Origin of the sequence: Streptococcus sp. F0441 (genome assembly GCF_000314775.2) — a bacterium.
In the GTDB taxonomy this organism is placed as follows: domain Bacteria; phylum Bacillota; class Bacilli; order Lactobacillales; family Streptococcaceae; genus Streptococcus.
In genome coordinates, this window is the sequence record NZ_KB373321.1 from 1,857,354 (window position 1) to 1,880,963 (window position 23,610).

The following is a 23,610-nucleotide window of genomic DNA, read 5'->3' on the forward strand; positions in this document are numbered from 1 at the left end:
ACTCCGTTAGTTTGAATATTTACGCATGGCTTCCTCCACTTCTGCCAAGGTCACCCCAAATAACTCTAAGCGCTTGAGGAGTTGCTTGCCGTTGGAATAGCCGACGCGGAGCTGTTCGCCCAGATACTCTCGGCGTCTACGGCTGTCTGCTCCCGCTAGGAAACCAAGACGAATCAAGTCACTACGACTGATATCAAACTCGTTCTCATTTTCAAATTGTTCTGTTACCTGAGCCAGCGCTGTTTTTAGATCTTCATAGCTGGCGTGTTCAATTCCCAGTGAACGCCCCTTAGTCTTGGACTTGGGAACCGCTTCATCACGTTTGAGAAAGGCATGCTGCACTGTCGGAAGGGCCGTCATAATCATACGACGGATTCGTTCCCCGTTAAAGTCAGGATCTGTAAAGACAATGACTCCATGCAGTTCATGCAGGCGTTGGATCCGCTCTATGTCCTGATCATTGATTGCCGATCCTCGTGTCTCATAGGTCTCTACGTCAAAGTAACGTTTGAGATTAGCTGTATCATCCCGTCCTTCGACTACGATGACTTGGGAAATTTTTTCTTTCATTACTTGCTATCCAATTCAAAGATACGCTCTGCATTTGCAGTCGTTGCTGCTGCTAATTCCTCGGTCGTCATCCCACGCAGGTCGGCGATAAAGTCCACCACATAACGTGTGTAGGCTGTTTTGTTTTCACGGCCACGTTTAGGAACAGGAGCCAGGTAGGGGGCATCCGTCTCTACCAAAATTTTATCCAAAGGAAGTTCCCTAGCAGCCTCTTGGATATCCGTCGCTTTCTTAAAGGTCACCACTCCTGAGAAAGAAATAGTCATGCCAAGCTCGACAAACTTCTCAGCCCACTCCAAAGAACCTGAGAAGGAATGCATAATCCCACCACGAGGACCAACGCCCTCACTATTGATAATCTCATAAGTATCTTCTAGCGCATCACGAGTGTGGACCACAAAAGGCAAGTTCAAATCCTTAGACAACTGAATCTGACGACGAAAAATCTGCTCCTGCACTTCCTTAGATGCTGTCATCCAATGGTAGTCCAGACCAATCTCACCTAAAGCAACAACCTTGGGATGTTTTAGTTTTTCAAGCAAGTAAGCTTCGACCTCGTCTGTGTATGTCCCTGCTTCAGTCGGATGCCAGCCAACAGTTGCGTAGAGTTGCTCATACTCATCTGCCAACTCTAGGGCTCGTTCAATGGTTGGTTTGTCAAAACCAACAATATTCATCTGTGTCACACCCATATCAGCCGCCAAGGCAAGCTCTTCCTCCTCACGACCTGCAAATTCCTCTACATTTAAATGTGTGTGCGTATCAAAAATCATCTCTTCTAACCTCATTTTCTTCCATCTATTATACCAAAAATAGCATCCCTCGGCTTGTAAAAATATTCTAATATCAATCATTCTCCCTTGACTGCCTTTTCTCAAAGCAGTATAATAACACTTATTGAAATTTTCAGCAAAGGAAAAGAAAATGTTTAGAAAATTAAAATATACCTTTATCGGTCGACCACTCAAGTCTCTCACAGACGGCGAAGGAGGGTTGTTGGGAAAAATGCAGGCACTTGCAATGTTATCCAGTGACGCCCTGTCTTCTATTGCCTATGGGCCTGAACAAGTCATTCTCGTTTTAGTTAGTCTCTCTCCCCTAGCTATTTGGTGGAGCCTCCCTATCGGTATTTTTGTCCTCTTACTCCTCGCTAGTTTGACCATTTCCTATCGTCAAATCATCCACGCCTATCCTCAAGGTGGAGGAGCTTATATGGTCACTCGGGAAAATCTCTCCCCTGAACTGGGCTTGATTGCAGGAGGCAGCCTCCTTGTTGACTATATGCTGACAGTAGCCGTATCCGTTGCGTCTGGAGCTGATGCTATTACAGCGGCCATCCCTGCCCTCCATCCCTATAATCTTCATATCTCTATTTTCCTAGTCTGCCTGCTCATGCTCTTGAATTTAAGAGGATTGAAAGAATCTGCCAGCTCTCTGATGATTCCCGTCTACCTCTTTATCTTCAGTACCGTTTTTCTCTTGCTTTATGGGTTCTTTCAACTATTTACAGGTTCCCTAAACTACCAGGCGACTTCAACCATTGGACAAACTGTTCCGAGCCTTTCCATCGTTCTCCTACTAAGAGCCTTTACCAGTGGCTCTGCCTCTCTGACAGGGGTCGAGGCTATTTCAAATGCAGTCCCATTTTTCAAAACTCCGAAAGAAAAGAATGCTGCTCAGACCTTGACCATCATGTCAATGATTTTAGGTTTTCTTTTTGCAGGCATCACCTTCCTAAACTACTGGATGGGGATTATGCCTCAACACGGTGAAACAATACTTTCACAAATGGCCAAGGGAATTCTTGGTGATTCATTCTTTGGTCATGCTAGCTACTATCTCTTCCAGTTCTCGACAGCCTTGATTCTAGCCGTAGCTGCAAATACTGGCTTTTCAGCCTTCCCTATGCTGTCCTACAATATGGCAAAAAACAAGTACATGCCCCATCTCTTTATGGAAAAAGGGGATCGCCTTGGCTACTCCAACGGTATCTTAACTCTGGCTTTTGGAGCTATGATCCTTCTTCTCATTTTTAATGGGAATACTGAACGCTTGATTCCTCTTTATACTATCGGAGTCTTCGTTCCCTTTGCCCTTTCTCAGACTGGGATGATTCGCCATTGGAAAAAGGAAAAAGGAGCAAACTTCTTAAAATCTGCCTTCGCTAATATCCTTGGGGCCATCATTTGTTATGCTATTGTCCTCATTTTACTCCTCTTCAGACTGGGTGATATCTGGCCATTCTTCCCAATTATCCTAGTTTTAACCTTCCTCTTTTTGTCCATTCACAGCCATTACCTAAAAGTGGCAAAACAACTGCGACTCTACGAAGGAATTGAGAAGCGCACTTATGACGGTAACCTTGTCCTTGTCCTAGTAGGAAATGTTACTCGAGTAAGTGTCGGAGCCATTAACTACGCTCAAAGTATCGGTGACGAAGTGTTGGCTATGCACATTTCTACTAAAGAAACTGCCGAAAAAGACCAAGAAATTCTTCAGGAATTTGCCGATTACTACCCAAATATCACTCTGAAGAATATCAACACCAGCTACCGCGACATCATCACCCCTAGCGTTAAGTATGTCAAACGAATCGCCCAAGAAGCTAAGCAAAAAAACTACACCGTTACAGTCCTTGTACCACAGTTCATCCCTAACAAGCCTTGGCAAAATATCCTGCACAATCAAATGAGCCTCAAACTAAAATACGCTCTCAGATGGCATGAAGACGTCGTTGTCGCTAGCTACTCTTATCACTTAAAAGAATAAACAAAAGCTCAAAATCAAAATCATTTGTTTTTGATTTTGAGCTTTTTTATCTGAACTTCTCAAATTTTCTTATAGATTAGAGACTTATTCCATGATACAAAACTCATACTGAAATGTATGAATCTTTCACTATCTATACTTGTTGAGCAAAACAAAAGCCAGTAGACTCGAGTTCCTACTGGCTTCTTTGCTGAATTTGTTTGGATTATGCAGCCAAAACTTTGCGTCCTTTACGACGACGAGCTGCCAATACGCGACGACCGTTTTTAGTTGACATACGGTTACGGAATCCGTGTTTGCGCGCACGACGAATTTTACTTGGTTGATAAGTACGTTTCACGATGAATACCTCCTCATAGATTTTGTATTCGTTTAGCCGGCTATAAAGTGATCAGTTACTAAACATACTTTACTATTCTATCTGATTCTGATACTTTTGTCAATAGCTCTAGGCAAATGTTTCCAGCTTTTTCTCATGTAAGCCCTATCTACGATACTGTTTCAAGAAACGAGTCATCTTTTCTTGGATTTGTGCTAATTCATCTACACGAGGAAGATAAACAATACGGAAATGGTCTGGTTCTTGCCAGTTAAAGCCGCGACCATGAACCAAGAGAACCTTTTCCTGCTTCAAGAAATCAAGAACGAACTGTTCATCATCATCGATACGGTACATATTGCGGTCGATTTTAGGGAAGATATAAAGACCCGCCTTAGGCTTGACCGCAGATAAACCTGGAATATCTTGAATGGCATTATAGATAAAATTTCTTTGCTCATAGATGCGACCACCAGGAAGGAGTAATTCGTCCACTGACTGGTGCCCACCTAGCGAGGTTTGTACAACTTGCTGGGCTAAAACGTTGGAGCAAAGACGCATATTAGACAGCATATTGAGACCTTCGATATAGCCTTTAACATGTGTCTTAGGACCAGACAAGACCATCCAGCCCACACGAAAACCAGCGATACGATGCGATTTTGACAGACCATTCATGCTGACACAGAAAACATCTGGAGCCAGACTAGCTACTGAGACATGCTCATGATCGTCCATGACCATACGGTCGTAAATTTCATCCGCAAAGATAATCAAGTCGTTTTGACGGGCAATCTCAATAATATCCAACAAGAGTTCCTTGGGATAAAGGGCTCCTGTCGGATTATTTGGATTGATGAGAATAATAGCCTTGGTGTTTGAAGTGATTTTTGACTTGATATCGTCAATATCAGGGTACCATTCTGCAGCCTCATCACAGATATAGTGAACGGCATTTCCCCCAGCTAGGCTGACAGCCGCTGTCCAGAGAGGATAGTCTGGCATAGGCACCAAGACCTCATCTCCATTGTCCAAAAGCCCTTGCATGGACATGACAATCAGCTCACTGACACCATTTCCAAGGTAAATATCATCAATATCCACATTTGGGAATTTCTTCAGTTGGCAATACTGCATGATAGCCTTACGCGCCGAAAAAATACCCTTGGAATCAGAGTACCCTTCGCTATCACGCGCATTCATAATCAAATCATGAATGACCTCATCTGGCGCTGTAAAGCCAAATTCTGCTGGATTTCCTGTATTCAGGCGTAAAATCTTTTCTCCATTTGCTCGCATACGCATGGCTTCTTCTAAAACAGGACCACGGATATCATAAGCAACATGCTCTAGCTTGCTAGATTTGTTAAATTCTTTCATCTTTTTTCCTCAATTCGTCAGGATAGTAACATTATACCACTAGAAAGTCGCTGCGACAAGCTTCCATAAACAAGGAAACAAAAGAAAAAACATTGACAAAGAGAATCTTCACTAATTCTCTTTTCTTTTATTTCTATATACGCACTAAGTCTATGACCAACAATATGGTTTAAAATATGATTTTTACTTTACTTCTTTAGTGAAAAGGGTTACAATAAAAGCAAGAAAATTTCAGGAGGTTTCATTATGGCACAACGTTACCAAAATGTTATGGTCGCAATTGATGGTTCTAAAGAAGCGGACTTGGCTTTCGTCAAAGGTGTTTACACTGCTCTACGCAATGAATCCAAGCTCACCATTGTCCATGTTATTGACACACGCGCTCTTCAAAGCGTATCTACCTTTGATGCTGAAGTTTACGAAGAACTCCAAGCCGATGCTGAAAGTATGATGAAAGAGTACGAAAAGCGTGCAAAAGATGCCGGTTTAACTGATATCCACATCGTCATCGAGATGGGAAATCCCAAAACTCTCCTCGCTCGGACGATTCCAGACGCAGAAAATGTTGACTTGATTTTAGTTGGTGCCACAGGTCTCAATGCCTTTGAACGCCTCTTAGTCGGGTCTTCATCTGAATACATTCTCCGCCATGCAAAAGTTGATTTGCTGGTCGTGAGAGAAAGTGAAAAAACATTATAATTATTAAAAAAGGAGCCTAGAGCTCCTTTTTGTTACTTATTATTTCTATTTCTTTCTTTATGTCGCTCATAAGCCTTAAGCTGACGTTGTAGCTCCTGTTTAATGGCAGGTTCTGGAGCATATTCTTCTTCCCAGTCATCTGGTTTTAAAATCTTGTGTGTAACTGGGTCAAAATGAGCTTTTCCATCAGGGAAAACCTTCCCCATATTTGCTTCATGGACAATATCAAAAATGCGTTCTGGATCCACTCCCATCAAAACAAAACTACCGTATGTGAAATACAGTGTGTCGATCAAAGCATCCACTTGACCGACCAAGTTTTGCTTAGCAGGTGTCTTTTTCGCCACTTTCTCTGCTGCCTTATCAAGTGCTTCATGCATGCTTGCAAGGGACTCTTGGAATTCTTCCTCCGAAGAACTTGCCGCGCGAACAAACTCTACTAATTCTTCAATTTTAAAGTCTGCGCGGTGGGTTGCACCTTCAACATCCCATGCTTGTGGCTCTTCTTGAGTTCGTTCATCCATCATGTGGTGGAAGGTCTTTACTTTATTAAAGTGGTAGTCCCGACTGACAAACACTTTTTCTGAAGCCAAAACACCAAAGTGCTCAAGCGCCTTGTGGATGCCATCTTGTTGATTACTTGCCGTAATATGCTTAGCAACCTCTTTGGCACTGCTACTGCCATTTCCCATAGCGACTGACATACCGACACCTGCTAACATTTCCAGGTCATTATCTGAATCACCGAAGGCCATGACTTGGTTGAGAGCAAAGCCATATTCTTTCCCGACCCGACAAATGCCTTCTAGTTTGGAATTTCCTTGGTTAATGATATCTGCGGCAAAAGGATTGCTTCGAGTCAATTTCAAGTCTTGAAAATCAGCTGCTGCCTTCTCAGATTCTTCTGGCGTCATCAGCATCAAAACTTGATAAATGGGTTGATTAATCAAGTTAAGCAAGTCGTCTTCTTTTTGAGGAACTGCCTTGCTGACCATTCGATTAAAAGAACGGCTGACGGTTCTTGTCAGCACTGTCGGGATAAAACGACTAACCAGTTGGGAAAAGGATCCGAGACCAAATGACATAATCTTCGAACCAACAACGGCATGCTCGGTTCCAAGAGCGATTTCTTTACGCTCCTTTTTAGCATAAGCAATCAGTTGACGCAGGCTTGACTTAGCAATCGGACTTGCAAAGAGTACCTTTTCTTTATTAAAAATGTATTGGCCATTGTAGGTCACCGCAAAGTCTAGGTCCAAGTCTTCCATCAATTCCTTGACAAAAAACGGTCCTCGTCCTGTCGCTACTCCAACAAGTACCCCTTGCTCTTTGACAATCTTAATCGCGTCCTTAGTGGATTTCAAAACACTCTTGCGATCGTTGACTAGCGTTCCATCGATATCAAAAAAAACAGCCTTGACTTCCATCCTATCCCATTCTCCCCTTTTGTGTTACAATGATTATACCACATTTCAGAAAGAGTGACTAAATCATGCCTAAGAAAATCCTTGTTTTACATACAGGTGGGACTATTTCCATGCAAGCAGACGCCACTGGTGCCGTTGTAACTAGTCAGGACAATCCCATGAACCATGTTTCCAATCCACTTGAAGGGATTGAGGTTCATGCCCTAGACTTTTTTAATCTACCAAGTCCCCATATCAAACCCAAGCATATGCTTGCACTCTATCATAAAATCAAAGAGGAAGCTGATAACTACGATGGAGTTGTGATCACACATGGGACGGATACCTTGGAAGAAACAGCCTATTTCCTTGATACCATGAAAATCCCACACAAGCCCATCGTTCTAACAGGAGCTATGCGTAGTTCCAACGAACTTGGTAGTGACGGTGTATACAACTATCTGAGCGCTTTACGAGTTGCCAGCGATGATAAAGCAGCCGAAAAGGGTGTGCTGGTCGTCATGAACGATGAGATCCACGCAGCCAAGTATGTTACCAAAACACATACAACCAACGTCAGCACCTTTCAAACCCCAACACATGGACCACTTGGCCTCATCATGAAGCAAGAAATCCTCTACTTCAAAACGGCTGAACCTCGTGTCCGGTTTGATCTCGAGCGTATTCAAGGTCTGGTTCCCATCATCTCAGCCTATGCCGGTATGACAGACGAGCTGATCGATATGTTAGACTTGGAACAGCTGGATGGCTTAGTCATTCAGGCTTTTGGAGCAGGCAATGTTCCCAAAGAAACAGCTCGAAAGTTGGAAAATCTCCTCCAAAAAGGAATCCCAGTCGCCTTGGTCTCACGTTGTTTTAATGGTATTGCTGAACCTGTCTATGCCTACCAAGGCGGAGGGGTGCAGTTGCAACGAGCTGGTATTTTCTTTGTCAAAGAACTCAACGCTCAAAAAGCTCGCCTCAAATTATTAATTGCCCTTAACGCTGGACTAAAAGGACAAGCCTTAAAAGACTATATGGAAGGCTAATCCTCTTCTCTAGAACACAAAATCAGGAAATCGTGAAGATTTCCTGATTTTTTCTATTTACGTTTTCGTGTAGAGCGGCGTTCTGTCAAACCATGAGGTAAGAGAACTTCACGTTCTTCCAACTCTTCCTTATGCATAATCTTAGTCAACATACGCATGCTGATAGCACCTAAGTCATAAAGAGGTTGGGCAATAGTCGTCAAGTTTGGACGAGTGAATCGTGCAATCTGAGAGTCATCTGTCGTAATGATTTCAAACTCTTCTGGTACAGACACACCGTGGTCAGCCAAACCATTTAGGACACCTGCTGCCAATTCATCACCTGTTACAACTGCGGCTGTAGCTTGTGATGAAATCAAGCGTTCTGCCAAGGCATAGCCATCGTCATAGCTATATTTTGATTCGAAGACCAAGCCCTCGCTATAAGAATGTCCAGCTTTTTTCAAGGCTTCCTTATAACCAATCAAACGAACCTTGCCATTGATATCATCGACGAGTGGTCCGCTCACAAAAGCAATTTTCTCATTTTCTTTGAGAAGGTAGCTCACAGCATCAATCGTTGCTTGTTTGTAGTCGATATTCACACTTGGAAGTTGGTGTTCTACATCCACAGTACCAGCAAGAACAACCGGTGTCCGTGAGCGAGAAAACTCTGAACGAATCTTTTCAGTCAAGTGATAGCCCATAAAGATAATCCCATCGACTTGTTTTGAAAAGAGCGTGTTAACCACTGAAACTTCCTTTTCATCATCCTCATCACTATTTGCTAGGACAATGTTATACTTGTACATTTCAGCAATGTCGTCAATCCCCTTAGCAAGTGTTGAGAAATAACCATTGGTAATGTTAGGAATCACAACTCCGACTGTCGTTGTCTTCTTGCTAGCCAAACCACGAGCGACCGCATTTGGACGATAATCCAAGCGATCAATCACTTCGAGGACTTTTTTTCGAGTGTTCTCTTTAACATTCTTGTTGCCATTAACGACACGGCTAACTGTTGCCATCGAAACTCCTGCTTCACGGGCAACGTCATAAATAGTCACTGTATCATCTGTGTTCATTCCGTTTCCTTTCTATATTGAAAATTTCGCTTTCACGCATCTACTTACTTCATTTTATCACTTATTGTAAACACTTTCAAGTATTTTTAGGAGAAACTTTGAAAAAATTTCACAGTTTATTCCCATTTTGAAAAAGCAATTAGGATTCCTTGATTTTTGAGATGTTTTGCTGTATGATAAGAAAAAAATAAAAAGGGGGAGGATATCATGGCTTTTACAAATACACAGAGACGTTCCGCCAGTTTTGGTGTTGTGACCAGCCTACCTGACGATGTCATTGACTCTTTATGGTATATTATCGATCATTTTCTGAAAAATGTCTTTGAATTAGAAGAAGAGCTTGAGTTTCAACTGATCAACAATAAGGGGGCAATCACCTTCCATTTCTCTAGTCAGAACCTTCCGACTAGCATTGATTTTGATTTCAATCATCCTTTTGATCCCCTTTACCCTCCTAGGGTCCTTGTTGTAGACATGGACGGCAGAGAAACCATCCTCCTTCCAGAAGAAAATGACCTATTTTAAAAACTCTAGCTTCTCGGCGTAAACTGCTGAGGAACTAGAGTTTTCTTTTTCTAATAAATGGAGCGACTAACAACCAGACCATTGGGTTTTGTATACTCTAAGTCAAGGTAATCCTGGTAAGTCCCTGGTACGATGAAACCTTGGGGACTCAATATATCAGTCCCAGCTTTTCCCACGATTGAGTCTGCTAGCAAGACACAATTGGTACTGAGAACAAAGTAGGTCTTAAACTCAGATGAGCTAAATTTATAGAGGGTCGCATCTGCTTCCTGTTTCAGTTGGTAGGAGTAGGTATGCTTGACCTCGCCCTCTCTTCTTTTCATCAACTGCGAGCTTGGCTCCCAAGGAATTAACAAATCTTCTATCTCTGCCAAACGAGCTTGGATAGCAGCTTTCTGTTGTTCTGTCAAACTCAGACCATAAGCAAACAAGGTCTTCTGACTCTCCCTCTTACAAAGTTCGATGTATTTTTCCCGATTGGCTTTAAATAAAACACCGTCTCCAACCATACCGAATAAACGCTCCGATTGGGGATCATACGAACCATAGGAAATAACCCTCCCCTGATAACAAATATCCACATGCCCCATGGCGAGGAAAAAAGAGGTTTCAGAAGTATGGACAAAAATTTCTAAATCAACCGTCTGGTCGTTTTTTCTTTCTGAATGAACTTCCCCTTCTTGGATTTCATGATTTGATAACCACTCATTCAGTTTACGCAAGGTGCTGATAGGGATCAGAGCCGTCACAAAGATTGGCAAGGTCATTCGCATTCGCCGTTTCAGCTTGGGATTGCTTTCTATCCTCTCAAAAAAGAAACCATCCCGAAGACTACTGGCTCCTAGCATGAGCAAGTAAAATCCAAGTAAGAGCAATTCAAAATTCGCCGCATCGTGAAAAGGAGAAATGCTATAAAGACCAAATCCTATCATCCATACAGCATCGAAGAAATGATGAAGCCGAGGATGAATGGCATTTTTTCGATAGAGAAACCAAGTCACAAGACTAATGACGCCCGTAAACAGCTGGTAACTCGCAATGATAAACACCAGGAGGTAGAGGGTCAGGTCTTGTAAAATGATAGAGTCAAACACCAGAGCCGCGACCACCAGCTTGGCCAAGGTTACAAAGATGTTTTCCCTACGCTGTTTATCCTGAAACCAACGAGTCAACAAGTGCCAAACTGCTGACAAGGAAAAGTAAGTCATCAGCAACTGATAACCTATCCTTGGAATCACCTGTCCGAAATAAATCAAGAGAAAGCCTAAAACAATAGCAAGTAGCCCCTCCCCTATACTCTTCCACTTGCTATAGCTCTCGGAAAGTTTAGGCATCTCCTTGCTCCAACTGGTCAACCAAGTATCGAATTGGTTGTTTTAAGTTTGGATGGATAAAATGGGGAGCTATTTCTTGCAGAGACTCAAGGACAAAGAGGCGTTCTGCTACATAAGGATGAGGTAAGATGAGGTCGTCTGTATAGATGACTTGGTCTTCTACAAAAAGCAGGTCCAAATCAATCAAACGTGGCCCCCAATGCACCTCTCGAACCCGTCCCATTTCTGACTCGATAGCTAATAATGTTTCTAACAAGACTGGTGCTGGTAGCCAGGTTTCTACTTCAATCACCTGATTGGCAAAGCTATCTTGCTCAACACCACCCCAAGGCTCTGTCGCCAAGACACTGGACTCTTTGAGAATATGGAGACCTCGAGCTCGCAGTTTGTCAATGGCTTGCTCCAAGTTTGCTTGCTTGTCCCCCATATTGCTTCCTAGAGCGACAAAAGCTCGTTGCTTACGACGGTGAATGGTCACCGAGCAGGTATCCAATGGCAAATGCACAGGAGCCCATGGTTTTTTTAGTTCCAACTCAATCTCTTGGACAAGAGGATAGGTCTCAAAGGTACGCTCTACTAGTTTGTAGGCTACCGTTTCAATCAAATCCTCAGTGCTTTCCTGAAACCAAGTCTTCCACTGTTGGCAAAGTTCTCCATAGTGGACAGAAGAAGACAAATCTAACTCAGTCGCTGCCTTGGTCATATCATAGGATAAGCGTGCGGAAATAACAAACTTTTGCCCCAATTCCTTCTCACTTGGAAAGAGTCCATGATAAGCAAATATTTCCAAATCTTTAATCTTTAGCTGATCCATAACTAGTCCTTTCTAGAAAAATCCGCTTAAAGCGGATTCTTTTTATACTCAATGAAAATCAAAGTGCAAACTAGGAAGCTAGCCGCAGGCTGCTCAAAACACTGTTTTGAGGTTGCAGATGGAAGCTGACGTGGTTTGAATTTGATTTTAGAAGAGTATTATAGTCCCATTAAACGATAAGCCTGGTCTCGGAGGTCCTTATCCGTCTCAAATAGGCCACGGGCTACAGTAGTTAAGGTTGCAGTGCCTGGTTTTCTGACACCACGCATGCTCATACACATATGTTCCGCCTCAATAACAACAAAGGCTCCCTTAGCCCCTAGATAGTCCATCAAGGCATCAGCCACTTCAATATTCAACCGTTCTTGAATCTGTGGTTTCTTAGAGTAGACTTCAACCGTACGAGCTAGCTTGGACAAACCTGCCACACGGCCATCTGGAATATAGGCAATATGCGCTCTCCCATAGAAGGGCAAGAAGTGGTGTTCACACATGGTGTGGAAAAAGATATCCTTCTCCACCACCATATTATCGTCGATAATCTCAAAGGATTTTGACAAATGTTCCTCCGCAGTCTGACCAAGACCTGAAAAAATCTCTTGGTACATACGGGCTACACGAGCAGGTGTTTCCTGTAAGCCCTCCCGGTTAGCATCCTCACCAACAGCCTCGATAATCATTTTTACAGCTGCTTCAATTTTTTGTGTATCCATTCTCTAGTTATTCCTCTCCATTAGGTAGGCTCTCACTTGGCTCAAGAAATACAAGGAACCCGTGACAATCCTAACTGTTTGTTTCTCTTCATTTTTATCTGTCAATTTCTGCTCTAGAAAATCCTGCCAACTTTGGTAATTGAGATTTCTAGACTTGGCTGTCTCTTTCAGCACGCTTTCATCCGTCGCCCGACTATCATCAAAATAAGTCAGAGTCAGTTGACTATCCGGCACCGTCTCTAGCAAATCCAACATATCCTCCAAAGCCTTGGTTTTGATACAAGTAAAGAGGATTTCCTTATGATAATCCGCAAAGCGTTCTTGTAAAGTAGTTAACAAAGCCTTGATAGCATGGGGATTATGAGCCCCATCCAAAATCATCATAGGTTCGCTAGACAGGACCTCCAAACGCCCTGGCCATCTTGTTTCTTCCAAGGCTTGAGCAAGCAAGTCATTGCTAGCTAATTCTTGCCCAATCTCTTGGCAATAAATGTCTAGAAGAGCAAGTGCCATCCCTGCATTCTCGATCTGATGCAAACCAAGCAGACCTGTTTGAAAGCGACCTTGTCTGACAGGACTTGTATAGTCAAAGACCTCGCCCGTCACCACACTTTCTTGATGACCAACCTGATAATCTGTCCCATAGGCAATTCTCGGCGCATCTTTCCCTTCCGCAATGCGGTCAATAATAGCCAAGGCTTCTGGAGCAATGCGACCTGTCACCAAAGGAATGCCTTGTTTGATAATACCAGCCTTCTGTTCTGCTATGGCCTCTACAGTATCACCAAGCAGGGCTACATGATCCAAGCCAATAGTCGTAATTCCTGTCAGAATGGGCTGGCAAACATTGGTACTATCCAAAAGACCACCCATACCGACTTCCATGATGGCCACATCTACTTGCTCTGAGGCAAAGTAATCATAAGCTAGAGCTGTGATAATCTCAAACTCGGTTGTTCCCTGCAAATTGTCAGCAGATTCCCCCTCAAGCAAAGAGCGATAAACTGCCATGAGGGCCTCCAGCCTCGCTTCTGGGATGGATTCCCCATTGATGCTAATCTGGTCTGTATAATGAATGAGATAAGGCGAGCTGAACACACCAACTCTTAGACCTAGCTTTTCCAGCATCTTTTTCAAAAAAGCAATGGTAGACCCCTTGCCATTGGTCCCTCCGATATGGATGACCTTAAGTTTGAGATGGGGATTGCCTCGTAAAGCTAGGAGTTCCACCATTCGTTCCAAACCGAAATGCGGTTGGTCCATCCGGTAGTGGGCAATCCATTGATTGTTTTGAATTTCGTTCATCTTACTTATATTGTTTTAAATCTAGATTTTCCGCATCTTCTGCCAATCGAATAGCTGACGCAATTTCAACCGCCATCTTGTGACTGGCTACATCGTGCACGCGCACTACTTCTACACCCTGTCTCGCAGCGATACTAGTCACATGAGCCGAAGCTGTGTCCCGATTGCGGAAACCAAGTTCTGTCTCAGGATTGACTTCAAAACCATTTTCTTCCAGGATATTGACGACAAACCGCTTGCGCGAAACTCCAAGAAAGATTGGATAGCCTTGCTGGTGTAACTTGTCCAAATCACGTAGAAGGAGTAGATTTTCTTTCTTGGTCAGACCAAAGCCAATTCCTGGATCCAGCAGAATATTTTCTTGTGCAATCCCAGCTTCCTCCGCTCTCTCTAGAGCTCGTTCAAAGAAAGCCTCCATCAAGTCTTCGATTGGCATTTTTTCAAAGTCAGCTAACTCTTCCTCTGTAAAAGCTTGTCCAAAACCAAAATGAGGAAAGATGAGCGAGCTAGGATGCTGAGGTCGAGCCATGACTGGATTAAACATGATAACCACTTTCGCTCCAGCCTTAGCAACCACATCCGCCATTTTCTCATCTCCCATAAGACCAGTGATATCATTGACCAGATTGGCGCCAGCAGCCAAAGCAGCCTCTGCCACCCGACTTTTCCATGTATCGACGGAAATGAGGACATCACTTTCCTCACGGATAGCTTTGATAACTGGAACAACACGCTGGATTTCCTCTTCTATCTCTACATAGCTGCTGCCCGGGCGAGTCGATTCCCCACCGATATCTAGCATGCTCGCTCCTTCAGCTATCAATTTACGAGCTTGCTGGAGCGCCTGGTCAACAGCAAAAAATTGACCACCATCTGAAAAAGAATCTGGGGTTACATTGATAATGCCACAAATGGCTGTTTTTACGTGGTTGACTTTATTGGACATAACGGTCACTTCCTTAAGGTTCTTTACCATATTATCCCTCTATTTTACCATAAAAAGAAAAAGATGGACACGCTAGTATTCATCTTTTCCAAGTAGGTCAATGGCTTAGAATGATAGACCTAGATTTCTACTAATCAATACCAATAAGGCCAACAAACAAAATGCAATACCATTGAGAATCATATGAAGCAAAATGGACATCTCCAAACGCTCAGTCTTATAGGCTGTCCAAGTCAAAACCGTTGACATTCCTCCATAAATAATCACAGAAGGTAGATTGGTTGGCATATGGAGCAAGGCAAAGACGATTGCACCAACAACAAAGCCAAGTTTTTCTTTTCCACGGAAGATCTTTTGGGGAATAATCCCACGACACAAAATTTCCTCACAAATCGGAGCAACCAATACAATCAAGAAGAAGGTAGAAATCAAGGAACTATTCTGAACCAAACCATTCAGTATTGATTGGTTACTGGTTGTTGTTTCATTCATCATGCGAAGCAAAGCTGAGCCCAACAAATTAGTAGCAAAGATTACTAGATAACTCAATACCAAGCGAGCTAGGTCCTTAGCTTTAAAAAAGGATAGATTAAAGGTAGCAAGCTTTGTTTTCCGCGCACCAATGATAAATACCACCAAAACGACAATAGACAAGGCACCAACTAAGAGTCCTGATTGCAAAAGCGGAAATTGTCTAGAAGTCAACCAAGCGGATAACCCTAAAGGAAATTGTGATAGGACAAAAGCTGCTAAAAGGATGAGGATCCACTTCCCTCTGTCCCAAACCTCTCGCCAGATCGTCTTTTCTTTCATGATATACCTCCTTATAGTAAAAGGGGGAACCCCCCTCTTACTATTATATCATTTAAAGCGCCATACTGATATAGTTAAGGATAAACAAGGCATCCAAAATCCAAATCATCGCGTGCACATCCTTGGCTTGACCTTTGACAACTTTTGTTAACGTATAAGTCAAGAAACCAACTGCAATCCCTTGTGTGATAGAGTAGCTGAATCCCATGAAGATAGACGTAAAGAAGGCAGGGACAGCTTCAGCCATATCATCCCAATGGATGTTTTTCAAGCTACCGAGCATCATAATCCCAACGATAATCAAAATTGGAGCCGTCGCAGCTGATGGAACAATTGCCAAAAGTGGACTAAAGAAACTTGAAATTGCAAAACAAACCGCAACCACCAAGGCTGTCAAACCAGTACGTCCACCCGCACCGATACCCGCTGCAGACTCAACATAGGTTGTCACGTTTGAAGTACCTGCGATGGCACCAATTGAAGTACCAATCAAATCAGAGTAAAGAGCCTTATCCAACTTATCTGATTGGTGATTTTCACCATTTGTCGCTACGATACCGACTTTTTCACCTGTACCAATCAAGGTACCAATTGTGTCAAAAATATCTGTCAACGAGAAGGCCAGAATAGCCATAAGTGTTTCCGGTAGACGAGCAGTGTCTGAGATTAAAGCACCCAATCCTTGTGAGCCAAGTGCTGCACCAAAGATTGTCTTCAAATCTTCAAAGGCTGCACCTACATGGTTATTAGAAAAATCAATGCTTGATACATCAACCAAACCAACAGCGATAGCAAGAACTGTCGTTGTTAAGATAGAAAGAATGATTCCTCCCTTGATGCCCTTAATAACAAAGAAAATCGTAATAGCCAAACCTGCAATAGCTACTAAAACAGCCGGATTATTAAAGCTAACCAGACCTGGAACTGCTGAAGAGTTTGCTGTAATGGCTGCTTGGGCCTTATCAGCACCCTCACCAGCAACTGTATAACTTCCTGGATCAATAGAGAATTTCAAAAGACCAGCATTCTTAATCCCTACATAGGCAAGGAAGACACCGATACCTGCTGAAATAGCCGAACGAAGCGCATTGGGAATGGATTCAATAATCATTTTACGAACATTTGTTAAGGTAATGATTAGCGAAATAATCCCACAGATAAAGACCATAGCCAAGGCCTCTTGCCATGAATAACCAAGCCCAAATACGACTGTAAAGGTAAAGAAGGCATTGAGTCCCATACCTGGTGCTTGAGCGTATGGCAGGTTCGCATAGAAGGCCATCATCAGGGTACCAGCTACTGCACCAATAATCGTTGCTAGGAAGACACCTTGAGCAGGCATCCCTGTCTGCGCAAGCATTTGTGGGTTTACAAAGAGAATGTAACTCATTGCAAAGAAAGTTGTTAAACCAGCGAGAACCTCCGTACGAACGTCCGTCCCGTTCTCTTTTAGTTTAAATAGTTTGTCCATCTTTAATCTCCTTTTATTTTTTACGAACAATATTAGTATTATATCATTTATCATTCACCTTTTCAATATGTTTGTTTGATTTATTTAATAAATCAAAGCAACTGAGTTTTTTGTTCTTGTCTGCTTTTCTTCTTTCTTTTTGATATAATAGTAGACATCTTATCTGGAAACGACTAGGAAGGTTTATATGACTAAAAAAATTATCGCAGTCGATTTGGACGGAACCTTGCTTAATGGTGAAAGCAAGCTCTCCGATTTTACCAAAAAGACAATCAAAAAAATTACTGAAAAGGGGCACCATGTTGTCATCACGACAGGTCGTCCTTATCGTATGGCAAAAGAATTTTATCAGGAACTAGAGTTGCACACACCTATGATCAACTTCAACGGTTCCCTTACCCATCTGCCAGGACAGGCTTGGGAGCATGAAAAGTGCCTGACCTTAGATAAAAAATACCTCTTGGATATGGTCAAACACAAAGAGGATATCCAAGCTGACTTTATTGCAGGAGAATATCGCAAGAAATTTTATATCACCGCTCCTAATGAAGAAATTGCCAATCCCAAACTATTTGGTGTAGAAAATTTCCAACCAGAAAATCAATTCAAACCCGAACGAGTAACCAAGAATCCTAACTGCATTCTCTTGCAAACAAGAGTTGAGGACAAATACGCTCTAGCAGACGAGATGAATCGTTTTTACCAACACCAACTAGCAATCAATACCTGGGGAGGCCCCCTCAACATTCTCGAATGTACACCAAAAGGAGTCAACAAGGCCTTTGCTTTAGAGTATTTGCTCAATGTTATGAACCGAGACAGACAAGATTTGATTGCCTTTGGTGATGAACACAATGACACCGAAATGCTGGCTTTCGCAGGCAAGGGATATGCCATGAAAAATGCCAATCCCGATTTGCTACCATATGCAGATGAGCAACTCTCTCTGACAAACGATGAAGATGGTGTTGCCCATGCCCTACAAGATTTGTTCCTATAATACTCAAAAAGTTAGCTTGTGCTAGCTTTTTTGATTTTCACAATTTTTCAATTAACCGACCTGTTTTCATTTTTTTATATTAAATTACTCCCTTATCTTTTTATACATTCCTACAAAAATGTTTATATATTAACATTTTGTAAGCGAGTTTTCATCGAAAACCAATACATATTTATAAGAAATGGTTGCTTTTTGTTTGAAAACGGTTTATACTTAAAGTTAGGCTTAAAGTTTTCTTAAACATACAGTCAAACATTTTAAAGGAGGAATGACAATAATGAGTATCGGAATCATTATTGCGAGCCACGGCGAATTTGCTGCGGGTATTCATCAGTCAGGATCTATGATCTTTGGTGAACAAGAAAAGGTTCAAGTTGTAACCTTTATGCCAAATGAAGGTCCAGATGATCTTTACGCTAAATTCAACAACGCTGTGGCTGCATTTGACGCAGAAGATGAGGTTCTAGTATTGGCTGACCTTTGGAGTGGATCTCCATTCAACCAAGCTAGTCGCGTGATGGGAGAAAACCCAGATCGTAAATTTGCTATCATCACAGGACTCAACTTACCGATGTTGATCCAAGCTTACACAGAACGTCTTATGGACGCTGCTGCTGGCGTGGACAAAGTCGCTGCGAATATCATTAAAGAAGCCAAAGATGGCATCAAGGCTCTTCCAGAAGAGCTCAATCCAGTTGAGGAAGTTGCAACTGCTGCAGCTGCTCCTGCTGCCCAAGCTGCTATTCCAGAAGGAACAGTTATCGGTGACGGTAAACTGAAAATCAATCTTGCTCGTCTAGACACTCGTCTCCTTCACGGTCAGGTTGCCACTGCTTGGACTCCAGATTCAAAAGCAGACCGTATCATCGTTGCTTCAGATAACGTTGCAAACGACGAATTGCGTAAAGAATTGATCAAGCAAGCAGCTCCTAACGGAGTAAAAGCCAACGTTGTACCAATCAAAAAATTGATTGAGGTTGCAAAAGATCCTCGTTTTGGTAACACACATGCTCTTATCTTGTTTGAAACACCTCAAGATGCCCTTCGTGCCATCGAAGGTGGCGTGCCAATCAAGACCCTTAACGTTGGTTCTATGGCCCACTCAACAGGTAAAACAATGATCAATAACGTCTTGTCTATGGACAAAGAAGACGTTGCAACCTTTGAAAAAATGCGTGACCTCGGTGTTGAATTTGACGTACGTAAAGTACCAAACGACACGAAAAAAGATTTGTTTGACTTGATTAAAAAAGCAAACGTTCAATAATTTTAATCTGTTTCTATCATTTTCGAAAACAGGATTAAATACTTTATTAAAACTACATAGAAAAGGAATAAAACCATGTCAGATATTTCAATCATTTCTGCTATCTTGGTTGTAGTTGTTGCCTTCCTTGCAGGTCTTGAAGGTATCCTCGACCAATTCCAATTCCATCAACCAATCGTCGCATGTACCCTTATCGGACTTGCAACTGGTAACCTCGAAGCAGGTGTTATGCTTGGTGGATCTCTTCAAATGATCGCCCTCGGTTGGGCAAACATCGGAGCTGCCGTAGCTCCTGACGCTGCTCTTGCATCTGTTGCTGCAGCAATCATCTTAATCAAAGGTGGTAACTTTACTACTGAAGGTATCGCCGTCGCAACAGCCACAGCTATCCCTCTTGCCGTAGCTGGACTTTTCTTGACAATGATTGTTCGTACAATCTCAGTTGCCTTGGTTCACTCAGCTGACGCAGCTGCAAAAGAAGGAAACATTGCAGCTGTTGAACGCGCTCACTACTTTGCTCTTGTTCTTCAAGGTCTTCGTATCGCGATTCCAGCAGCCTTCCTTATCGCTATCCCAGCTTCTGCTGTTAAAGACGCTCTTGGTCTAATGCCAGAATGGTTGAATGGTGGTATGGCTGTTGGTGGTGCTATGGTCGTTGCCGTTGGTTACGCTATGGTTATCAACATGATGGCAACTCGTGAAGTATGGCCATTCTTCGCTATCGGTTTCGCTCTTGCAGCGATTTCTCAATTGACTTTGATTGCCCTTGGTGTCATCGGTGTTGCCCTTGCCTTCATCTACCTTAACCTTTCAAAACAAGGTGGAAACGGTGGCGGCGGAGCTGCGACTTCTAACGACCCAATCGGTGATATCCTAGAAGACTACTAGAAAGGGGAACAATCATGGCTGAAAAAATTCAATTATCAAAATCAGATCGTCAAAAAGTTTGGTGGCGTTCACAATTCCTTCAAGGTTCTTGGAACTACGAACGTATGCAAAACTTGGGTTGGGCTTACTCATTAATCCCAGCTATCAAAAAATTGTACACTAAAAAAGAAGACCAAGCGGCTGCTCTTGAGCGTCACCTTGAGTTCTTCAACACTCACCCATACGTAGCTGCTCCAATCATGGGGGTTACTCTTGCACTTGAAGAAGAGCGCGCTAACGGTGTTGAAATCGACGACGCAGCTATCCAAGGGGTTAAGATCGGTATGATGGGACCTCTTGCTGGTATCGGTGACCCAGTATTCTGGTTTACAGTTCGTCCTATCCTTGGAGCTCTTGGTGCATCACTTGCTGCATCTGGTAACATTGTTGGTCCCCTTCTCTTCTTCTTCGGATGGAATGCTATCCGTATGGCCTTCCTATGGTACACACAAGAGTTCGGTTACAAAGCGGGATCTGAAATCACTAAAGACATGTCTGGTGGTATCTTGAAAGACATCACTAAAGGAGCATCTATCCTTGGTATGTTCATCCTTGCCGTTCTTGTACAACGTTGGGTGTCTATCAACTTTACTGTTAACCTTCCAGGTAAACAATTGGCAGAAGGTGCTTACATCAACTTCCCAGAAGGTCCTGTAACAGGTGGAGAATTGAAAGGAATTCTTGGTCAGGCTCTTAGTGGTTTGAGCTTGGATAGCGTTCAACCACAAACACTTCAAGGTCAGTTGAACTCATTGATTCCAGGATTGATGGGACTTCTCCTTACTTTCCTCTGCATGTGGTTGCTTAAGAAAAAAGTATCACCAATCGCAATCATCCTTGCTCTCTTTGCAGTAGGTATTGCAGCTCGTTTCCTTGGTATCATGTAATTCAAGCCATCGAGAATATAGATAAAAAAGAATCAGGATCAAACCCTGATTCTTTTTGTGTGTCAACTTTTTCTCCTAGTCAGATAATGAAAGCTTCCAATCACTACTGCTAGGATGGCAACATAGAGCATTTGAGTGGCTTCTAAAGGCACAAAAGCACCTCGAATGATAAAGGTATTGGCAAGTACGCCAACAAGGGCTGCAAGGCTCAAAAAACCGAGTAAGAGTATCTTGTATCGATTAAAAGGCAGACTGACCTTGGCAACCAGACATAGACCATTGATCAAAGCAAGGAGGAAGCAAATAAATTTGACCTGGTCTGGGACAGTGATAAAGAAGTTAGTCAGGAGAACACTAGCAACCAGAACGCCTCCGCCAATCGCAGCGTTGGTTAGGATATCTCTCATAAAGTGAGTACTAACCTTTTCTTTATTGGACTCAAAAGTTAGGAAGAAGGATGGAATCCCAATCGTAATAGCTGAAATAATCGTGAACTGAATAGGGATAAAGGCAAATTCCAAACCAAATATTACACTCAAAATCGCAAACACGATGGAGAAGAAGGTCTTTGTCAGAAAGAGAGAGGCTACCTTTTGGATGTTATTGATAACCCGGCGACCTTCCATCAAGATATCATAAAATACTGCAAAGTCATCTGTTAGAAAAACAATATTGGATACACTTTTGGCTGCACTCGTTGCTCCCTTCATTGCGAAACTAATATCTGCTTTCTTAAGAGCTAGAACATCATTGACCCCGTCACCACTCATTGCAACTGTTTTACCAGCATTTTGCAAAATAGATACCATCTTTTGCTTCTGTTCAGGTGTCACCCGACCAAAGATATCGTGTTCCAAGACCACTCTTTCAAAGTCCTCATCACTCACCTTGGTCATATCAATAGCCCGTGCTTCTTCCTTAAATCCTGCCTTACGAGCCACCCCATATACAGCCACATGATTATCACCACTGATAATCTTCACTTCAACACCTTGAGATTCGAAATAGTCAAAGATTTCCTTGGTATTGTCCTTAATCTCATCTGACAGAACGACATGCCCTAGTAGTTCCATATCGTCTGGGCTTGTAATCTGGTCCTTGCTATGAGCAAGCGATAAGATTCGAAAACCTTGCTGTTTTAGATGTTCATAGTAGGCATCCATCGCTTGGGTAAAGCCGAGAAACTCATAAGCCCCGAAGAAATAGGTTCCACCGTCTTTTACTTGAACAAAGGAATACTTGTTTTTACTTGAAAAGGCACCAACTTCTTGAACGTCCCACTTTTTCTCACAGGTTAAGTAAGTCTTCAGAGCCCGCGACGTCGCATTTTCATCCTCAAAATAAGCCAGATACGAAGACAGTTTCTCTGCTAAATTAGCATCCATTTCTTGGACCTTCATATTACCAGTCGTGATGGTACCTGTCTTATCAAAACAAAGAACATCTACACGCGCCAAGGTCTCCACACAGTATAGTTCCTGCACCAGAACCTTCTTTTTAGCAAGCTTCATGGCCGCTACCGCCAGAGACACACTGACCAGGAGAATCAATCCCTCTGGAATCATGCCGACCAAGGCACCAGAACTTCCCAAGACAATCTCAACATAAGTCCGTCCCAGACTAAAACCTCTGACATAGAGCAGAATGGCAACTGGCACCAGCAAAATGGAGACGATTTTTAAAATCTTATCCATATAGTCCCGTAGTTGAGAAGGATATTTTTTGAATTCCTTGCTGGATTTTGCGAGTTTGTTGATGTAGCTATCGGGACCCACAGCCGTTGCTCTGACGAGACAAGTGCCACTGACGACATTGCTTCCGCTCATCAGCTGGTCACCAACTGTTTTAAAGACTGAATCACTCTCACCAGTCAGCAAGGACTCATCCACTTCAATATTCCCTTCAAGGACTTCCGCATCTACAGGCACCTGATCTCCCAGATTGAGATGCAAATACTCGCCCAGAACGATGTCCTCTGGAGCAATCTCAATCGTTTGGCCATCTCGATTGACCCTGTACTTACTTTTACCAAGTAAACTAAGCTTTTCTAAGGCATTCTTTGAGCGCACTTCTTGGAAGATACCGATGGCTGTATTGATAGCAATCACACCTAAAAAGAGCATATTCTCAAATCGCAAGGTTGTGGCTACCAGAACTGCCAGAGCCAAGTTCATAGCATTAAAAAAGGTAAAGATATTTGAAAAAATGATTTCCTTGGTCGTTTTATAGGGTTTAATATCGCTGATATTTCGTTGACGATCCTTGATGTCTTGACTGCTTAAATACTTCATTTCTACTCCGATATCCTTTTGTACTACTATAATAACACATATCTTTTCCTCTGTCACTTAA

General features: G+C 42.7%; 22 protein-coding genes. 8 read left to right on the forward strand and 14 right to left on the reverse strand.

All coding sequences use genetic code 11. The features are described from left to right. Positions 1 to 6: 6 nt before the first annotated feature. Positions 7 to 570: a ribonuclease M5 gene (rnmV, locus tag HMPREF9188_RS09180; protein WP_009730699.1), complete on the reverse strand. Its 564-nt coding sequence runs from the start codon at positions 568 to 570 to the stop codon at positions 7 to 9. Further along, entirely contained in the window at positions 570 to 1,343 is a 774-nt protein-coding gene (locus HMPREF9188_RS09185) for a TatD family hydrolase (protein WP_009730700.1), read from the reverse strand. Before HMPREF9188_RS09185 ends, rnmV begins: the two co-directional genes overlap by 1 nt. A 151-nt stretch (positions 1,344 to 1,494) precedes the next feature. Between HMPREF9188_RS09185 and HMPREF9188_RS09190 the strand changes: the two genes are divergently transcribed. Further along, positions 1,495 to 3,339 carry an APC family permease gene (locus HMPREF9188_RS09190; RefSeq protein WP_009730701.1) on the forward strand — a complete coding sequence of 615 codons (1,845 nt, stop codon included), beginning with the start codon at positions 1,495 to 1,497 and terminating at the stop codon, positions 3,337 to 3,339. Positions 3,340 to 3,544: 205 nt separating this feature from the next. Here HMPREF9188_RS09190 and rpmH read toward each other — a convergent pair whose 3' ends face one another. Further along, positions 3,545 to 3,679 (reverse strand): 50S ribosomal protein L34, encoded by a 135-nt coding sequence (rpmH, locus tag HMPREF9188_RS09195; protein ID WP_000831902.1) that lies wholly within the window; start codon positions 3,677 to 3,679, stop codon positions 3,545 to 3,547. A gap of 144 nt (positions 3,680 to 3,823) precedes the next feature. Next, the gene (locus HMPREF9188_RS09200) at positions 3,824 to 5,038 is read right to left on the reverse strand and encodes a pyridoxal phosphate-dependent aminotransferase (protein WP_000657744.1); all 1,215 of its coding nucleotides are present in this window, start codon (positions 5,036 to 5,038) and stop codon (positions 3,824 to 3,826) included. Positions 5,039 to 5,284: 246 nt separating this feature from the next. Between HMPREF9188_RS09200 and HMPREF9188_RS09205 the strand changes: the two genes are divergently transcribed. Continuing rightward, a complete protein-coding gene (locus HMPREF9188_RS09205; RefSeq protein WP_000079164.1) occupies positions 5,285 to 5,737 on the forward strand; it encodes a universal stress protein in 453 nt (150 codons plus the stop codon). A 32-nt stretch (positions 5,738 to 5,769) separates the two neighbouring features. Here the strand turns inward: HMPREF9188_RS09205 and HMPREF9188_RS09210 are convergent, their stop codons facing one another. Further along, positions 5,770 to 7,164, reverse strand: coding sequence for a Cof-type HAD-IIB family hydrolase (locus HMPREF9188_RS09210; protein ID WP_000453117.1), 1,395 nt, complete (start codon positions 7,162 to 7,164; stop codon positions 5,770 to 5,772). A 65-nt stretch (positions 7,165 to 7,229) separates the two neighbouring features. On the opposite strand from HMPREF9188_RS09210, the gene HMPREF9188_RS09215 reads away from it, so the two are divergent. Next, positions 7,230 to 8,192: an asparaginase gene (locus HMPREF9188_RS09215; protein ID WP_009730702.1), complete on the forward strand. Its 963-nt coding sequence runs from the start codon at positions 7,230 to 7,232 to the stop codon at positions 8,190 to 8,192. Between the two features lie 53 nt (positions 8,193 to 8,245). On the opposite strand, the gene ccpA is transcribed toward HMPREF9188_RS09215, so the two are convergent. Next, on the reverse strand, positions 8,246 to 9,256 hold the full coding sequence (gene ccpA / locus HMPREF9188_RS09220; RefSeq protein ID WP_001090635.1) for a catabolite control protein A: 1,011 nt from the start codon (positions 9,254 to 9,256) through the stop codon (positions 8,246 to 8,248). 207 nt (positions 9,257 to 9,463) lie between these two features. Here ccpA and HMPREF9188_RS09225 point away from each other — a divergent pair, with 207 nt between their 5' ends. Beyond that, positions 9,464 to 9,781, forward strand: coding sequence for a DUF960 domain-containing protein (locus HMPREF9188_RS09225; RefSeq protein WP_009730703.1), 318 nt, complete (start codon positions 9,464 to 9,466; stop codon positions 9,779 to 9,781). Between the two features lie 50 nt (positions 9,782 to 9,831). Here HMPREF9188_RS09225 and HMPREF9188_RS09230 read toward each other — a convergent pair whose 3' ends face one another. From HMPREF9188_RS09230 to HMPREF9188_RS09260, 7 genes are all read right to left on the reverse strand, one after another. Beyond that, positions 9,832 to 11,115, reverse strand: coding sequence for a hypothetical protein (locus HMPREF9188_RS09230; protein WP_009730704.1), 1,284 nt, complete (start codon positions 11,113 to 11,115; stop codon positions 9,832 to 9,834). Beyond that, positions 11,108 to 11,929, reverse strand: coding sequence for a 2-amino-4-hydroxy-6-hydroxymethyldihydropteridine diphosphokinase (gene folK / locus HMPREF9188_RS09235; RefSeq protein ID WP_009730705.1), 822 nt, complete (start codon positions 11,927 to 11,929; stop codon positions 11,108 to 11,110). Before folK ends, HMPREF9188_RS09230 begins: the two co-directional genes overlap by 8 nt. A 158-nt stretch (positions 11,930 to 12,087) precedes the next feature. Further along, positions 12,088 to 12,642, reverse strand: a complete 555-nt coding sequence (folE, locus tag HMPREF9188_RS09240; protein ID WP_000380916.1) for a GTP cyclohydrolase I FolE — start codon at positions 12,640 to 12,642, stop codon at positions 12,088 to 12,090. A 3-nt stretch (positions 12,643 to 12,645) separates the two neighbouring features. Next, positions 12,646 to 13,947, reverse strand: coding sequence for a bifunctional folylpolyglutamate synthase/dihydrofolate synthase (locus HMPREF9188_RS09245; protein WP_009730706.1), 1,302 nt, complete (start codon positions 13,945 to 13,947; stop codon positions 12,646 to 12,648). Between the two features lies 1 nt (position 13,948). Next, the gene (gene folP / locus HMPREF9188_RS09250) at positions 13,949 to 14,923 is read right to left on the reverse strand and encodes a dihydropteroate synthase (RefSeq protein WP_009730707.1); all 975 of its coding nucleotides are present in this window, start codon (positions 14,921 to 14,923) and stop codon (positions 13,949 to 13,951) included. A gap of 75 nt (positions 14,924 to 14,998) precedes the next feature. Next, positions 14,999 to 15,706: a CPBP family intramembrane glutamic endopeptidase gene (locus HMPREF9188_RS09255; RefSeq protein ID WP_000660809.1), complete on the reverse strand. Its 708-nt coding sequence runs from the start codon at positions 15,704 to 15,706 to the stop codon at positions 14,999 to 15,001. Between the two features lie 52 nt (positions 15,707 to 15,758). After that, positions 15,759 to 17,177, reverse strand: coding sequence for an NCS2 family permease (locus HMPREF9188_RS09260; protein WP_000359305.1), 1,419 nt, complete (start codon positions 17,175 to 17,177; stop codon positions 15,759 to 15,761). A gap of 187 nt (positions 17,178 to 17,364) precedes the next feature. On the opposite strand from HMPREF9188_RS09260, the gene HMPREF9188_RS09265 reads away from it, so the two are divergent. From HMPREF9188_RS09265 to HMPREF9188_RS09280, 4 genes are all read left to right on the forward strand, one after another. Beyond that, entirely contained in the window at positions 17,365 to 18,177 is an 813-nt protein-coding gene (locus HMPREF9188_RS09265; protein ID WP_009730708.1) for a Cof-type HAD-IIB family hydrolase, read from the forward strand. A gap of 277 nt (positions 18,178 to 18,454) precedes the next feature. Further along, positions 18,455 to 19,444: a PTS sugar transporter subunit IIB gene (locus HMPREF9188_RS09270; RefSeq protein ID WP_009730709.1), complete on the forward strand. Its 990-nt coding sequence runs from the start codon at positions 18,455 to 18,457 to the stop codon at positions 19,442 to 19,444. Positions 19,445 to 19,519: 75 nt separating this feature from the next. Then, on the forward strand, positions 19,520 to 20,332 hold the full coding sequence (locus tag HMPREF9188_RS09275; RefSeq protein ID WP_009730710.1) for a PTS mannose/fructose/sorbose transporter subunit IIC: 813 nt from the start codon (positions 19,520 to 19,522) through the stop codon (positions 20,330 to 20,332). A gap of 14 nt (positions 20,333 to 20,346) precedes the next feature. Further along, on the forward strand, positions 20,347 to 21,258 hold the full coding sequence (locus tag HMPREF9188_RS09280; RefSeq protein ID WP_000818320.1) for a PTS system mannose/fructose/sorbose family transporter subunit IID: 912 nt from the start codon (positions 20,347 to 20,349) through the stop codon (positions 21,256 to 21,258). Positions 21,259 to 21,320: 62 nt separating this feature from the next. Here HMPREF9188_RS09280 and HMPREF9188_RS09285 read toward each other — a convergent pair whose 3' ends face one another. Next, positions 21,321 to 23,549 carry an HAD-IC family P-type ATPase gene (locus tag HMPREF9188_RS09285; protein WP_009730711.1) on the reverse strand — a complete coding sequence of 743 codons (2,229 nt, stop codon included), beginning with the start codon at positions 23,547 to 23,549 and terminating at the stop codon, positions 21,321 to 21,323. Positions 23,550 to 23,610 lie beyond the last annotated feature (61 nt).